At 67.2% G+C, this 13,097-nt stretch carries 19 protein-coding genes; 10 read left to right on the top strand and 9 right to left on the bottom strand.

The window, feature by feature from the left end; translation table 11 throughout:
* Positions 1-265: 265 nt before the first annotated feature.
* The 5 genes from VKZ87_RS04790 to VKZ87_RS04770 are packed head-to-tail and all read left to right on the top strand — an operon-like array spanning position 266 to position 4,236.
* On the top strand, positions 266-457 hold the full coding sequence (locus tag VKZ87_RS04790; protein WP_324220106.1) for a DUF1289 domain-containing protein: 192 nt from the start codon (positions 266-268) through the stop codon (positions 455-457).
* A 1-nt stretch (position 458) separates the two neighbouring features.
* The gene (locus VKZ87_RS04785; protein ID WP_324220105.1) at positions 459-1,406 is read left to right on the top strand and encodes an ABC transporter permease; all 948 of its coding nucleotides are present in this window, start codon (positions 459-461) and stop codon (positions 1,404-1,406) included.
* A complete protein-coding gene (locus tag VKZ87_RS04780; protein ID WP_324220104.1) occupies positions 1,399-2,244 on the top strand; it encodes an ABC transporter permease in 846 nt (281 codons plus the stop codon). Before VKZ87_RS04785 ends, VKZ87_RS04780 begins: the two co-directional genes overlap by 8 nt.
* A 1-nt stretch (position 2,245) precedes the next feature.
* Complete coding sequence (locus VKZ87_RS04775; RefSeq protein ID WP_324220103.1) at positions 2,246-3,250, top strand: ABC transporter ATP-binding protein; 1,005 nt, start codon at positions 2,246-2,248, stop codon at positions 3,248-3,250.
* Positions 3,247-4,236, top strand: coding sequence for an oligopeptide/dipeptide ABC transporter ATP-binding protein (locus VKZ87_RS04770; RefSeq protein ID WP_324220102.1), 990 nt, complete (start codon positions 3,247-3,249; stop codon positions 4,234-4,236). The genes VKZ87_RS04775 and VKZ87_RS04770 overlap by 4 nt, the downstream gene beginning before the upstream one ends.
* A 3-nt stretch (positions 4,237-4,239) precedes the next feature.
* On the opposite strand, the gene VKZ87_RS04765 is transcribed toward VKZ87_RS04770, so the two are convergent.
* The 5 genes from VKZ87_RS04765 to VKZ87_RS04745 all read right to left on the bottom strand — a co-directional run bounded on the left by VKZ87_RS04765 (position 4,240) and on the right by VKZ87_RS04745 (position 6,491).
* On the bottom strand, positions 4,240-4,572 hold the full coding sequence (locus tag VKZ87_RS04765; protein ID WP_324220101.1) for a hypothetical protein: 333 nt from the start codon (positions 4,570-4,572) through the stop codon (positions 4,240-4,242).
* On the bottom strand, positions 4,569-4,907 hold the full coding sequence (locus tag VKZ87_RS04760) for a hypothetical protein (RefSeq protein ID WP_324220100.1): 339 nt from the start codon (positions 4,905-4,907) through the stop codon (positions 4,569-4,571). Before VKZ87_RS04760 ends, VKZ87_RS04765 begins: the two co-directional genes overlap by 4 nt.
* Complete coding sequence (locus VKZ87_RS04755) at positions 4,904-5,242, bottom strand: hypothetical protein (protein WP_324220099.1); 339 nt, start codon at positions 5,240-5,242, stop codon at positions 4,904-4,906. Before VKZ87_RS04755 ends, VKZ87_RS04760 begins: the two co-directional genes overlap by 4 nt.
* 86 nt (positions 5,243-5,328) lie before the next feature.
* The gene (locus VKZ87_RS04750) at positions 5,329-5,718 is read right to left on the bottom strand and encodes a Rap1a/Tai family immunity protein (protein WP_324220098.1); all 390 of its coding nucleotides are present in this window, start codon (positions 5,716-5,718) and stop codon (positions 5,329-5,331) included.
* A complete protein-coding gene (locus tag VKZ87_RS04745) occupies positions 5,718-6,491 on the bottom strand; it encodes a competence/damage-inducible protein A (protein ID WP_324220097.1) in 774 nt (257 codons plus the stop codon). The genes VKZ87_RS04750 and VKZ87_RS04745 overlap by 1 nt, the downstream gene beginning before the upstream one ends.
* A gap of 55 nt (positions 6,492-6,546) precedes the next feature.
* On the opposite strand from VKZ87_RS04745, the gene sfsA reads away from it, so the two are divergent.
* The 3 genes from sfsA to radC all read left to right on the top strand — a co-directional run bounded on the left by sfsA (position 6,547) and on the right by radC (position 8,926).
* A complete protein-coding gene (gene sfsA / locus VKZ87_RS04740; protein WP_324220096.1) occupies positions 6,547-7,239 on the top strand; it encodes a DNA/RNA nuclease SfsA in 693 nt (230 codons plus the stop codon).
* A 108-nt stretch (positions 7,240-7,347) separates the two neighbouring features.
* On the top strand, positions 7,348-8,088 hold the full coding sequence (gene map / locus VKZ87_RS04735) for a type I methionyl aminopeptidase (RefSeq protein WP_324220111.1): 741 nt from the start codon (positions 7,348-7,350) through the stop codon (positions 8,086-8,088).
* A 124-nt stretch (positions 8,089-8,212) separates the two neighbouring features.
* On the top strand, positions 8,213-8,926 hold the full coding sequence (gene radC / locus VKZ87_RS04730) for a RadC family protein (protein WP_324220095.1): 714 nt from the start codon (positions 8,213-8,215) through the stop codon (positions 8,924-8,926).
* Position 8,927: 1 nt separating this feature from the next.
* Here the strand turns inward: radC and VKZ87_RS04725 are convergent, their stop codons facing one another.
* Entirely contained in the window at positions 8,928-9,347 is a 420-nt protein-coding gene (locus VKZ87_RS04725; RefSeq protein WP_324220094.1) for a CopD family protein, read from the bottom strand.
* Positions 9,347-9,685 carry a DUF3817 domain-containing protein gene (locus VKZ87_RS04720; protein WP_324220093.1) on the bottom strand — a complete coding sequence of 113 codons (339 nt, stop codon included), beginning with the start codon at positions 9,683-9,685 and terminating at the stop codon, positions 9,347-9,349. Before VKZ87_RS04720 ends, VKZ87_RS04725 begins: the two co-directional genes overlap by 1 nt.
* Positions 9,686-9,820: 135 nt before the next feature.
* Here VKZ87_RS04720 and bluB point away from each other — a divergent pair, with 135 nt between their 5' ends.
* Positions 9,821-10,465, top strand: a complete 645-nt coding sequence (gene bluB / locus VKZ87_RS04715) for a 5,6-dimethylbenzimidazole synthase (protein ID WP_324220092.1) — start codon at positions 9,821-9,823, stop codon at positions 10,463-10,465.
* Positions 10,466-10,469: 4 nt separating this feature from the next.
* Positions 10,470-12,089: a Na/Pi symporter gene (locus VKZ87_RS04710; RefSeq protein ID WP_324220091.1), complete on the top strand. Its 1,620-nt coding sequence runs from the start codon at positions 10,470-10,472 to the stop codon at positions 12,087-12,089.
* Between the two features lie 10 nt (positions 12,090-12,099).
* Here VKZ87_RS04710 and VKZ87_RS04705 read toward each other — a convergent pair whose 3' ends face one another.
* Together VKZ87_RS04705 and VKZ87_RS04700 are read right to left on the bottom strand one after the other, a co-directional pair.
* Positions 12,100-12,426 carry a GNAT family N-acetyltransferase gene (locus tag VKZ87_RS04705; protein WP_324220090.1) on the bottom strand — a complete coding sequence of 109 codons (327 nt, stop codon included), beginning with the start codon at positions 12,424-12,426 and terminating at the stop codon, positions 12,100-12,102.
* Positions 12,427-12,671: 245 nt separating this feature from the next.
* Positions 12,672-13,073 (bottom strand): F0F1 ATP synthase subunit epsilon, encoded by a 402-nt coding sequence (locus tag VKZ87_RS04700; RefSeq protein ID WP_324220089.1) that lies wholly within the window; start codon positions 13,071-13,073, stop codon positions 12,672-12,674.
* Between the last annotated feature and the right edge of the window lie 24 nt (positions 13,074-13,097).

Raw genomic sequence — 13,097 nt, 5'->3', positions numbered from 1 at the left:
TTGGGCCCGAGAAAGCCGAGAACCTCACCCTTCGCAACACTGAAACTGATATTGTTGACAGCGGTGAACGGGCCGAATTGCTTGACCAGATTCTTTATGTCGATCATCGTTTTGGCTGTCCCCTCGCCTGTCCGTCGCAAGCCACCCCCGACGGCGACCGCTAGATAAGGGTTTCCACCCCGATGGTTCAAGTCCCCAGCCCGAATTTGCTGGTTAAGTGGCGGCAGTTGAAGGGAGATTTGGCGAACATCGCCGCATTTTCGCCATGATTGAATCCCCCATTCCCTCGCCCTGCATCAGGGTCTGCAGCATCGATCACCGGACCGGCTGGTGTCGCGGCTGCTGGCGCACCGGCGCCGAGATCGGCGCATGGCCGGGAATGGACGATTCGGCGCGCCGCGCCCTGCTGGACGAACTGGCCCGGCGCCGCCATAGCCAGGACGCGGATCGGGTCTGACGTGCCGGCCTTCCTCGCCAAACGCCTCGCCACGCTGATCGCCACGCTGGTTGCGACATCGATCATCGTCTTTCTGGTGCTGGAGATCCTGCCCGGCGACCCCGCCCTGCTGGTGCTCGGCATCGACGCCAGTCCGGAGCAGCTCGCCGTCTTCCGCAGCCAGTACGGGCTCGACCGCCCCCTGCTCGACCGGTACCTGGGCTGGATCGGCGATCTGCTGGTCGGCGATTTCGGCATCTCCTACGCCTACAAGACGCCGGTCTGGCCTCTGATCGCCGAGCGGCTGGCGCTCACCTACCCGCTGGCCATCTCTGCGATGCTGCTGACCGTCCTGCTGGCGCTCAGCCTCGGCGTCTTCGCCGCCGCCCGCCACAACCGTCCCGCCGACGTCATCGTCATGGCGATCAGCCAGCTCGGCATCTCGATTCCGAATTTCTGGTTCGGCCTGCTGCTGATCCTGCTCTTCGCGGTCAATCTCGGCTGGCTCTCCGCCGGCGGATTTCCCGGCTGGAGCGATCCGGGCGCCGCATTGCAGAGCCTGATCCTGCCCAGCATCGCGCTCGCCGCCGTGCAGGCCGCGATCCTTGCCCGCATCACGCGTTCCTCCGTGCTGGAAGTGCTGCGCGAGGATTTCGTCCGCACCGCGCGCGCCAAGGGCCTCAGCCGCAACGCCGTGCTGTGGCGCCATGTGCTGCGCAATGCGCTGATCCCGGTCATCACCATCATCGGGCTCCAGTTCGGCAATCTGCTGGCCGGCGCCATCGTGGTCGAGCAGGTCTTCTCGCTGCCCGGCCTCGGCCGCCTGATCTTCCAGGCGATCAGCAATCGCGACATCGAAGTGGTAAAGGCGGCAGTGGTGCTGCTCGCCTTCACCGTCGTGGTGGTCAACTTCATCGTCGACGTGCTCTACGCCGTCATCGACCCGCGGCTGAAGGTTCATGATGTCTGAAGCGGCCCTGGCTCTGCGCCGCGCCATGCGGCACCGCTCCTTCCTGGTCGGCGGCATCCTGTCGGCGATCATGCTGGGCATGGCGCTGCTGTCGCTGGTCTGGACGCCCTATGCGCCAACCGCCATCAACATCCGCCGCCGCCTCGCCGCACCCTCGCCCGAGCACTGGCTGGGCACGGATCCCTTCGGGCGGGACGTGCTGTCGCAGATTCTCGCCGGCGCCCAGAATTCCATCAGCGTCGGCATCATCGCCGTCGGCATCGGACTGATCCTCGGCACCGTGCTCGGCCTGCTGGCCGCGGCAAAACGCGGCTGGCTGGAAGAACTGGTCATGCGCTTCGCCGATTTCACCTTCGCCTTCCCCGCCATTCTCTCGGCCATCATGCTGGCGGCGATCTTCGGGCCCGGCACGATGAATTCCATCATCGCCATCGCGATCTTCAACATTCCCGTCTTCGCCCGCGTGGTGCGCGCCTCGGCGAACGCCATCTGGGCGCGCGACTTCATCCTCGCTGCCCGGAGCGCCGGCAAGGGCGCGGTGCGCATCACCATCGAGCATGTGCTGCCCAACATCCTTGCCGTGATCGTGGTGCAGGCGACGATCCAGTTCGCGCTGGCCATCCTGGCCGAGGCCGCCCTGTCCTATCTCGGTCTCGGCACCCAGCCGCCGACGCCGTCCTGGGGCCGCATGCTGAACGAGGCGCAATCCTACGTCTTCCGCGCACCCTGGCTTGCCGTCTGGCCGGGCTGCGCGATTGCACTGGCGGTGCTCGGCCTCAATCTCCTGGGCGACGGGCTGCGCGATCTCACCGATCCGCGCCTGTCGCGGCAGCGCTGACATGACCGCGCCGCTGCTGTCCGTTTCCGACCTGCGGGTCACGCTGGCCTCCGGCCAGGGCCCGGTGCAGCCGGTGCGCGGCCTGAGCTTCGACCTGCGCCGCGGCGAAACGCTGGGCATCGTGGGCGAAAGCGGCTGCGGCAAGTCGATGACGGCGCTGGCCCTGATGGGCCTGCTTCCCGACGGCGCCAGGGCCGAGGGCCGGATCGCTTTCCAGGGCGAGGACCTGCTGCAGGCCGATGAAGCGGCGTTGTGCCGCCTGCGCGGCAACCGCATGGCGATGATCTTCCAGGAGCCGATGACCTCGCTCAACCCGCTGCATCGCATCGGCGACCAGATCGCCGAACCGCTGATGCTGCACCGTGGCATGAACCGGCGGCAGGCACTGGAACGCGCCGTCGAGCTGCTGGATCGCGTGGGCATCCCGCAGCCGCGCAGCCGGCTCGATGCCTATCCGCACCAGATGTCGGGCGGCCAGCGCCAGCGCGTGATGATCGCCATGGCGCTGGCCTGCGATCCCGACCTGCTGATCGCCGACGAACCCACCACCGCGCTGGACGTCACCATCCAGGGCCAGATCCTCGATCTCATCCAGAGCCTGGTCGAAGACAGCGGCATGGCGCTGATCCTGATCAGCCACGACCTCGGCGTGATCGCCGAAACCGTGCAGCATGTGATGGTGATGTATGCCGGCCGCGCCATCGAAACCGGCCCGGTGGGCGAGGTATTCGGCGATCTCACCCATCCCTACTCGCGCGGCCTGTTCGCCGCCATGCCGCGGCTCGGCCGCGCGGGCGCGGATAACCGCTACCCGCGACCGCCGCTGCCGACAATCCCGGGCATCGTGCCGGAACTGCACCGGCTCGGCCCCGCCTGCGCCTTCGCCGATCGCTGTCCGCTGTCCGAGCCGCGCTGCCGCGCCGAGATGCCGCCCGATGTCGCCGTCGGGCCGCTGCACCGGGCCGAATGCTGGCGCACCGATGTATCGCGGAGCCTGCTGCCGTGACCGCCCCCCTCGTCCGGCTGGCCGATATCCACAAGGCCTATCCGCTGCCGCGCACCGCGCTGCTCGGCCCGCGGCCCGCCGTACATGCGGTGAACGGCGTAACGCTGCATATCGAGAGCGGCGAAAGCCTCGGCATCGTGGGCGAGTCCGGCTGCGGGAAGTCGACGCTGGCGCGCCTTGTCATGGCGCTGGAAAAACCCGATCGCGGTACGGTGACATTCCGGGACCGCGACCTTAACGCGCTGAACGCGGCGGAGCTGCGCGCCGCGCGGCGCGATTTCCAGATGGTGTTCCAGGACCCCTACGGCTCGCTCGATCCGCGGCAGAAGGTCGAGAGGATCGTCGCCGAACCGCTGGACGTACTGGAGAAGCTGCCGCGCGGCGCCCGCCGCGAACGCATCGCCGAGGCGCTGACGAATGTCGGCCTGCGCGAGGGCGACATGGCGAGATACCCCCATGAATTCTCCGGCGGACAGCGCCAGCGCATCGCCATCGCCCGCGCGCTGATCACGCATCCGAAACTGATCGTCGCCGACGAGGCGGTGTCGGCGCTGGACGTTTCGGTGCAGGCCCAGGTGCTGAACCTGATGGCGGAGCTGCAGCGCCGCCATGGCATCACCTATCTCTTCATCAGCCACAATCTCGCGGTCATCGACCATGTCTGCGCGCGGCTGGCGGTGATGTATCTCGGCCGCATCGTCGAGACCGGCCCGACGGCAGAGATCTTCGCCAGCCCGGCGCACCCCTATACGCGGGCGCTGCTGGCCGCATTGCCGCAACCGGTCCCGCCGCCGCCCGGGCAGAAACGCCGCCGCGCGGCCCTGCCCGGCAATCCGCCGAGTCAGACGGAACTCCGGCCCGGCTGCGCGCTGGCCGATCGCTGCAGCTTCGCCACTGGCATCTGCCGCAGCGAGACGCCCGAATTGCGGGAGACGGGCGGCGGCCGGCAGGTTGCCTGTCACCGCGCCGAAGAAATCAACGGCTGATCGTCAGCCCGCCGGCCTGACCGGCGTCAGCACATAGCCACGCTGGCGCATGCAGTAGTCGCGGAACTCGTATTCCCGCGGCCCCCGCTCAAAATAGGACGGCGAGCGCACGCTGTGCCATGGCGGGCCCCAGCCGAAGCCGGTGCCGGTATAGGGCGGATAGAGATTGTGCGACGCCGTGCTCTCATCCAGCGCCTGCCTGTAGGCGATGGCGCCGCATTCCTTCTCGTCAGCCATGCGCTGCGCTTCGGAGGTATCGGCGCGGGTCCATTCTGTTGGAGTCCGCGCGCAGGCAGCCAGGGTCAGCAGCAGGATGATCGAAGCGATCCGTTTCATGGCTTCCTTACCGGCACGAGCTGGTAGCCGCGCTGCTGCATGCAGTATTCCGTCAGTTCGTATTCCCGCGGCCCCCGGCGACTGTAGGATGCGACCATGCCGCCTCCGCCGCCCTCCGCATCGCTGTCCATGATGAACTGCGTGTCGCGCAGCGGCGGGTATTTCGGCCCCGAGGCGAAACTCTCGTCGAGCGCCTGGTACTGCGCGATCTCCGCGCAGGCCCGCTCGTCGGCCGCCAGCTGCTCCGGCGTTGTATCTGCGCGCGACCACTCGGTCGACGGCGCGCAGGCGGCAAATGACAGCAGGACGGCGACCGGGATTGCGCGGCGGATCATTGCTGGGCCATCGGAGTCAGTCGGTAGCCGCGGGCGCGCAGGCAGAAGGCGTGCAGATCGTGCTCGCGCTGCACCCTGCTCATGAAGGGATCGTGATGGAAGGGCGAATAGGCACGGCCGTAAGGCGACCAGGGATATCCGGGGCCGAAGCGGCCGTAACCGTAATAGCCATAGCCGAAGAAGCTCTCCCGGAAGGCCTGATCGCGCGCCAGCCCAGTGCATTCGTCATAATCCAGACGTGCCTCCGCCTCCGTGACGTTGGGCTTGGTCCAGGTCAGCGGCGGCCCGCAGGCAGCGAGCATCGCAAGAGCGGCAAGGGCGAGAAGACGGCGCATGGGTTTCAGCCGGATCATACCGGGGACGAAACGGTGTTGCGCGCAGCTTTGTTCAGCAACACGGCAATTTGAAGGCAGGCCGGTCGCTATTCCTGGCAGGGAAAAGCGTCGCTCAACGCCGCCCTGACCGCCTGGATGGCATCGGTATCGGCCTGATCCGGATTGTCCGCCGCCCAGTTCAGAAACTGCTGCCGCAGCAGGCTGCCCGGCGCCTCGCGCGGCGCGCAGAACCAGGTGAGTTCCGTGCCTTCCGCGACCGTGAGCTCGTACATCGCGACGGCGCCCTGCAGGTAGCGCAGGCAGGCAATCTGCTCCGGGCTGCTGTCGGCAGCCTCGCAAAGGGCGGTCATGTCCCGGGTGAGGAACGGCGGTGGCGGCACATTGGCCGCGGGAAGCTGGGCGTCATACTGCCCCGGCGTCTGCGCCGCGGCGGAAGTTGCAAAGAGGGCCAGGGCCAGAGCAGCAAACCAGCGCATCAGACAATCTCGTTCTCGACAGGCTCTCCGCCGAGCTGGCGGAAGATCTCGTGCATTCTCCCGGCGGCAGCATCGAGCCGCTGCCTGTCCGTGCTGCGCAGCACGATGGAGGTGGATGCCTTGCCGCCGCGGAAGGCCGGATAGGACCCCATCTCCACGTCGGGATATTCCTTCTGCAGGGCTCCCAGCGGTTCCGCCACCGCCCCTTCCGGCACCTGGCAGATCACCGTGCGCGACAGCAGCCGGTCACCGCCGGTGAGCGTCGGCAATACGCTCGCCACCATCGCCTGGAAGATCATCGGCACGCCGGCCATGACCAGCACATTGCCGATACGGAAGCCCGGCGCCGCCGAAACCGGATTGTCGATCAGCGTGGCGGTATCGGGAATCCGCGCCATGCGCAGCCTTGCCGCGTTCAGCATGCCGGGCTCGTAATGGGCTTCCAGCCGCCGCCGCGCTTCCGGCTGGACGTCGATGCCGACGCCGAAGGCCCTGGCGATGCAGTCGGCGGTGATGTCGTCATGGGTCGGTCCGATGCCGCCCGAGGTGAAGACGTAGTCGTAGCGGCCGCGCAGTTCGTTCACGGCGGCGACGATCGTGTCCTCCACGTCGGGTACCACGCGGGCTTCCATCAGGCGGATGCCGGCCTCGGTCAGCTTGCCGGCAAGGAAATGCATGTTGGCATCACGGGTGCGGCCGGACAGGATTTCGTTGCCGATCACCAGCATCGCTGCGGTGACGATTTTCGCTTTTCCGCCCTGCATCTCGGTCATGGGGCAGGCATAGCACGCGCTGGACGGGCAGACCAGAGACCGCTAAAGCCTGCCCATGGACTTCCCCGTTCCGCTGACCCCGGCCATCCTGCTGCGCCGCTACAAACGTTTCCTGGCCGATGTGCGTTTTCCCGACGGGCGGGAGGAAACCGTGCACTGCCCCAATCCTGGCGCGATGCTGGGCCTCGCCGAACCGGGCAGCCGCGTCTGGCTCAAGCCGGGCCGCGGCAAGCTGCGCTGGGGCTGGGTTCTGGCCGAGGCCGACGGCGCGCTGGTCGGGATCGACACCACACTGCCCAACCGGCTGGTGGCCGAGGCGCTGGCGGCCGATGCCATTCCGGAACTGGCGGGCTATCACCTGCATCGCCCGGAAGTGGCCTACGGCGCCGCCAGCCGGGTGGATTTCCTGCTGACCGCGGAGGGCCGGCCGGACTGCTATCTCGAGGTCAAGAACGTGCACCTCATGCGGCAGCCGGGTCTCGCCGAATTCCCCGACTGCGTGACGGCCCGCGGCGCCAGGCATATGCAGGAACTGGCCGCCATGGTCGCGGCGGGTCATCGTGCCGTGCTGCTTTTCGTAGTGCAGCGCGGCGATTGCAGCCGTTTCCGCATCGCCGAAGATTGCGACCCCGCCTACGCCGCCGCTTTCAGGGAGGCTAGGAATGCGGGGGTCGAGGCGCTATGTTACGCCTGCAGCGTGACGCAGGCCGCCATCCGTATCGACCGCCGCCTTCCGCTGGATCTGTAAAAATCTGGAATTATCGTTGTGAATCAAAATCTTGCCCAAGTCGCCGAGGAGGACGAGGATTTCCGTCCCGGTGCCATCCGGCTGCACAAACCCGAGGATTTCGCCGGCATGCGCGCCGCGGGGCGGCTAGCCGCGGAAACGCTGGACTACATCACCCCCTTCGTCGTCCCCGGCGTGACCACCGGCAAACTGGACGACCTCTGCCATGCCTTCATCATCGAGCATGGCGCGGTGCCGGCGCCGCTAGGCTATCGCGGTTTCCCAAAATCGATCTGCACCTCGGTGAACCATGTCGTCTGCCACGGCATCCCGGGCGACAAGGTCCTAGAAGAAGGCGACATCCTGAATATCGACGTCACCGTCATCCTTGATGGCTGGCATGGCGATACCAGCCGCATGTTCCTGCTCGGAAATGTCGGCGTGAAGGGCCGCCGCCTCTGCGAGGTGACCTACGAAGCCATGATGCGCGGTATCGAGGCGGTGAAGCCGGGCGCCACCACGGCCGATATCGGCCGCGCCATCCAGACCTTCGTGGAGAAGGAGCGCTTCTCGGTGGTGCGCGATTTCTGCGGCCACGGCCTGGGCCGGATCTTCCACGAGCCGCCGAACATCCTGCATTACGAAGAGCGCAAGCATGCCGTGCCGCTCAAGCCCGGCATGTTCTTCACCATCGAGCCGATGGTGAATGCCGGCAAATGGCAGGTGAAGCTGCTGTCGGACGGCTGGACCGCGGTGACCAAGGACCGTTCGCTCTCGGCGCAGTTCGAACACTCGATCGGCGTCACCGAGACCGGTTACGAAATCTTCACCCTGTCGCCCAGGGGCTGGCACAAGCCGCCCTACGTCTGATCCCGTCAGTATTTTCCGCACCCGGACGTGCCGTCCATGTGAGCATGCAGGACGCCGCGTCCGGTTGTGTCTGTTCGCAGGCCGGCGCCGGTGGTACGCTTTCCCGAGGGAAAGCTGCCGGGCCATGGCCGAAAGCGAAAGCGAAAGCGACAGCGAGACGGGCGAGAAGCCCCACTACCACGGCCATCGCAGCAGGTTGCGGGCCCGCTTCCTGGAGAGCGGCGGCGTTGGCATACCGGATTATGAGATCCTCGAACTGATCCTGTTCGGCGTCTTCCGCAACGGCGACGTGAAGCCGCTGGCGAAAGCGCTGGTGGATGAATTCGGCAGCCTTGCCGCCGTACTGGCGGCCCCCGTGGATCGCCTCGGCAAGGTGCCCGGCTGCGGCGCGGCGGTGATTGCCGCGCTGAAGGTGACCCGCGAGGCCGGCCTGCGCATGCTGAAGGCCGACGCGATGCAGCGACCGGCGATCAGCAACTGGCAGGCCCTGCTCGATTACTGCCGGGCTGTGCTGCAGCATGAAGGCATCGAACAGTTCCGCATCCTGTTTCTCGACCGCAAGAACCAGGTGATCGCCGACGAGGCGCAGCAGCGCGGCACCATCGACCACACGCCGGTCTATCCGCGCGAAGTGGTGAAACGGGCGCTGGAGCTGAACGCGGCGGCGCTGATCCTCGTGCACAATCACCCGAGCGGCGACCCGACGCCCTCACGCGCCGATATCGAGATGACGAAACAGGTGCGCGATGCGGCGGCGGCTCTGGGCATTGCGCTGCACGACCATCTGGTGGTCGGCCGCAAGGGACATGTGAGCTTCCGCGAGAAGGGCCTGCTGTAGCCTAGAACGGCTTGACGACCACCATCGCGGCAATCACCGCAAGGCCGGCCAGCGTGACGGGCAGCGCGAGGCGCAGGGATGGCGGCGGCGTCCAGCCGGCATCACCGGCCAACCTTCGCAGATTGCCGGCCAGGAAACCGTGCAGGCCCGACAGCAGCGCCACCAGCACCAGCTTCACCCAGAGCCAGTTGGCGCCGAGCCAGCCGGCATCGACCACCATCCAGATTCCCAGGATCCAGGCCAGCCCCATGGCCGGCCCGGTGACCCGCCGGTCCCAGCCATGCAGGGCCGCCAGAAGACGCTGGAAATCCGGCGGCCGTCCGGCCACGGCATGGCGCAGCGTCAGCCCGAGCATGATCATGCCGCCGATCCAGGTCACCACGGCTGCGAGATGCAGCGCCTTCAGCCAGAGATACAGCATCACAGCATCCCCCGTGCGGCGATCGCCTCGCCCTTGCGGCGCAGGAATCCGACATTGAAGAAGGCGCCGAAGGGAATGAAGGCAGATACCAGCAGGCGCAGGACCTCGGCAACCCGCCAGCCGCCGCCAGCCACCGTATTGATCACCACCCAGACATAGAAGAGAAATGCGAAACCGTGCACCGATCCGATGATCTGCGTCGCCTGCGGATAGCCGGCCATGTATTTCAGCGGCATGGCGACGCAGACCAGCAGGACGAGCGTCGAGCCCTCGAACAGCGATGCCAGCCGCATCCGCCGCAGCTGCGCCAGTTCGAACGCGATCGTATTCCCGGTCATCTCTGCTCCTGCCGTCGGTTTCGGTTCCGGCCAGTCTAGCGGATTTCCCGCACCCCGCGATTGCGGCGGCGTGACGCGGAGGGCGGAACGGAATGCTTCCGCATTCCGGGCGGCGCGCCGTATCATGGAGGCGCAATGACCGGCTCACCGCCCGATTTCGATACCGCCTTCCGGGACAGGCTGCGCGACCTGATGGTCTGGCGCCGCGATGTGCGGCATTTCCGGCCCGACCCGGTCGATCCGGCGCTGATCGGACATCTGCTGGAGCTGGCGGCGCTGGCGCCCAGCGTCGGCAACAGCCAGCCCTGGCGCTTCGTGCTGGTGGAGGACCCGGCCCGCCGCGCCAGGGTGATCGCCAATTTCGAACGCGAGAATGCCGAGGCCCTGCGCGACTACAGGGGCGAGCAGGCAAGGCTCTATGCCTCGCTCAAACTGGCCGGCCTGAGGGAAGCGCCGGTGCATCTCGCCGTCTTCTGCGACGAGGCCACCGGGCAGGGTCATGGCCTCGGCCGCCGTACCATGCCCGAGATGCTGGACTATTCCTCGGTGATGGCGGTCTACGGCTTCTGGCTGGCGGCCCGGGCGCATGGCGTCGGCGCCGGCTGGGTCTCGATTCTCGATCCGATCGCCGTCTGCCGCGATCTCGACGTGCCGGCGGAATGGCGCCTGATCGCCTATCTCTGCGTCGGCTATCCGGCCGAGCAGACCGACGAGCCGGAACTGGAGCGGCGCGGCTGGGAGCATCGCCGGCCGGCTGGCGAGTTCGTTCTGCGCCGGTGAACCCATGGTGCTCGATCTTCCCGCGATGACGGGCAGCCTGCTCGGCGGCATCGGCCTCTTCCTGCTGGGGATGTGGCTGATGACGGACGGCCTGAAACACGCCGCCGGAGACGCTCTTCACGACATCCTGCAAACCGGAACCAGCACGCCGCTGCGCGGCCTGGCCGCCGGCTTCGCCGTCACTGCGATGGTGCAGTCTTCCACCGCCATCACGGTCGCGACGATCGGTTTCGTCAATGCCGGCCTGCTCAACCTTGTGCAGGCGATATGGGTGATTTTCGGCGCCAATATCGGTGCCACCATGACCGGCTGGCTGGCAGCCGTCATCGGCCTCAAGCTCAAGATCGAGCTGTTCGCGATGCCGCTGATCGGTATCGGCATGCTGCTCCGCCTGACCGGCAGCGACCGGCCGCGCGGCGCCTGGGGAGTGGCGCTGACCGGCTTCGGCTGCTTCTTCGCCGGCATTGCCGCCCTGCAGCAGGCCTTCGGCACCATTGCCGGTCTGGTGGATCCGGAAATGCTGCCAAGTCAGGGCTGGCTGGGACGGCTCATCTTCGCCGGCCTCGGCGTTGCACTGACCGCGCTGACGCAGTCTTCCAGCGCCACATCCGCCATCACCGTGACGGCAGCGATGACCGGCACCCTGCCGCTGGAAGCCGCGGCGGCGGTGGTCATCGGCGCGAATTTCGGGACCACCAGTACGGCGCTGATGGCGGCGATCGGCGCGACGCCGAACGCCAGGCGCAGTGCGGCGGCTCATGTGCTGTTCAACCTGATCACGGCGATCGCGACCTACCTGCTGCTGCCCTGGCTGCTGGCGACTATCAGGCTGGTCACCACCGAACCGGCGCTCGCCACGGCGCTGTTCCATACCCTGTTCAATATCCTGGGCGTGGTGCTTCTGGCGCCGGCCGTGCCGCAGCTGGCCGCGTTCCTGCGAAGCCGGTTCCGCTCGGCCGAGGAGGATCTGGCGAAGCCGCGCCATCTCGATCCCACCGTCGCGGTCGTGCCCGCGCTTGCGCTCGATGGTCTGCGGCTGGAGCTGCAGCGGCTGGGCAGCATGGCCCTCGAGATTGCGCGCGGCGAGGTCACCGGAAGCCAGCGGCAGAGACGCAGCCAGGCCGCCGCCGGCCTTGCCAATGCCATCATGGAATTCGTTTTGCGGCTGCAGCGCAGCGATCTGTCCGAACACGTGGTTCGCGTGCTGCCCGGCGTGTTGCGCGCCGCCCAGCATTACCAGGCCATAGCCGCGGCCGATCCGGAGCCGGCGGATCATCCCGGCGCTGCCGGACGGGATTTCGAGGAGGCATGGCGCGCGGCGCTGCGGGCGGCCGACACCACGCGGCCGGAATTCGACCTGGCCGCGGCCATGCAGGCTGGTGACAGCTGCGAGGCAGCCTATCAGCGGCTGAAGGCCGGACTGCTGGAGGCGACCGGCCCCGACCTTTCGGCAGCCCGGCTCGACCGCCTGCTGACCGCTGCTGCGGCCCGCCGCGACCTCGTCGAACGGGCGGTGAAGGCCGCCCGCCGTATGGCGCCCCTGCTGGGCGCGCCCCAGCCTGCCGCTGCGGCACCTGCCCCGGAAACAGCCGGGGAAGACCCGGCCGCTTCATCGATCAGCTAAGTCAGCGGCGTCAGCTGCGCTTGCCCGGCAGAAGCTCCATGAAGCGCTCGGGATTCTTCGGCGCGGTGAAGCCGGAGCGCTCATACAATTCCCTCGCATCCCTGGAAACCAGCAGGAAGCGCCGCAGATTCTGCAGATCCGGGTGATCCAGCGCGAAGCGGACCATGGCAGCGGCGCGGCCTTTGCGCTCATGCGCCGGCTCGACATAGTCATCGGTGAGATAGGCAAAGGTCGTGTAGTCGGTGATGATCCGCGTCAGGCCGACCTGGCCGCCGGCACCAGAGACGCCGATATTGAAGGAATGACGCAGCGAGCGCTCGACGGTGGCCAGCGGCACACCTTCCGACCAGTAGATCTTCTCAGGAAGGCATGGATGCGGGCCGGTCGATCCGCGCGGGATCGTTGGTGACGGTATAGCCGCCGATGCAGCGTTCCAGGATGGATGGAATGTCGGACGCCATCGCGCGCTTCTCCGCTCTCCCTGAAAAACACAAGGCCCGCTTGGAAGCGGGCCCTTAAGACGTGGATGGCCGGGACAAGCCCGGCCATGACACAAATTCAATACTGCCGTCGTGCGATGACTTACGCCGCCGCCTCGAGCATGGCGGTGTATTTCTCGACCTGCGCCTGGCAGCGGGCCTTGGCATGGTCGTCCTTGGCGTCCTCGAAATCCTCGCGGGCGTCCTTCAGCTGCTGCTCGACCTTGGCGCGGTCGAGCTTGTTCACCGGCACGGCCTCCTCGGCCAGCACGGTCAGCTTGTCGTTGGCGACTTCGGCAAAGCCGCCGGCGACGAAGATGCGCTCGCTCACCTGCCCGTTCACCGTTACCTCGATGACGCCGTTGCGGATCGTCGAGATCAGCGGCGAGTGGCCCGGCAGCACGCCGAAATCGCCGGCCTCGCCGGGCACCACCACCATCTCCGCGTCGAGCGAGAGCAGCAGCTTCTCCGGCGATACCAGTTCGAACTTCACGGTCTCGGCCATGGGCCTGCTCCTTTACGCCGTCAG

This window comes from Ferrovibrio sp., assembly GCF_035304305.1.
Taxonomy (GTDB): domain Bacteria; phylum Pseudomonadota; class Alphaproteobacteria; order Ferrovibrionales; family Ferrovibrionaceae; genus Ferrovibrio.
This window is presented reverse-complemented; position numbering and strand designations above follow the sequence as displayed.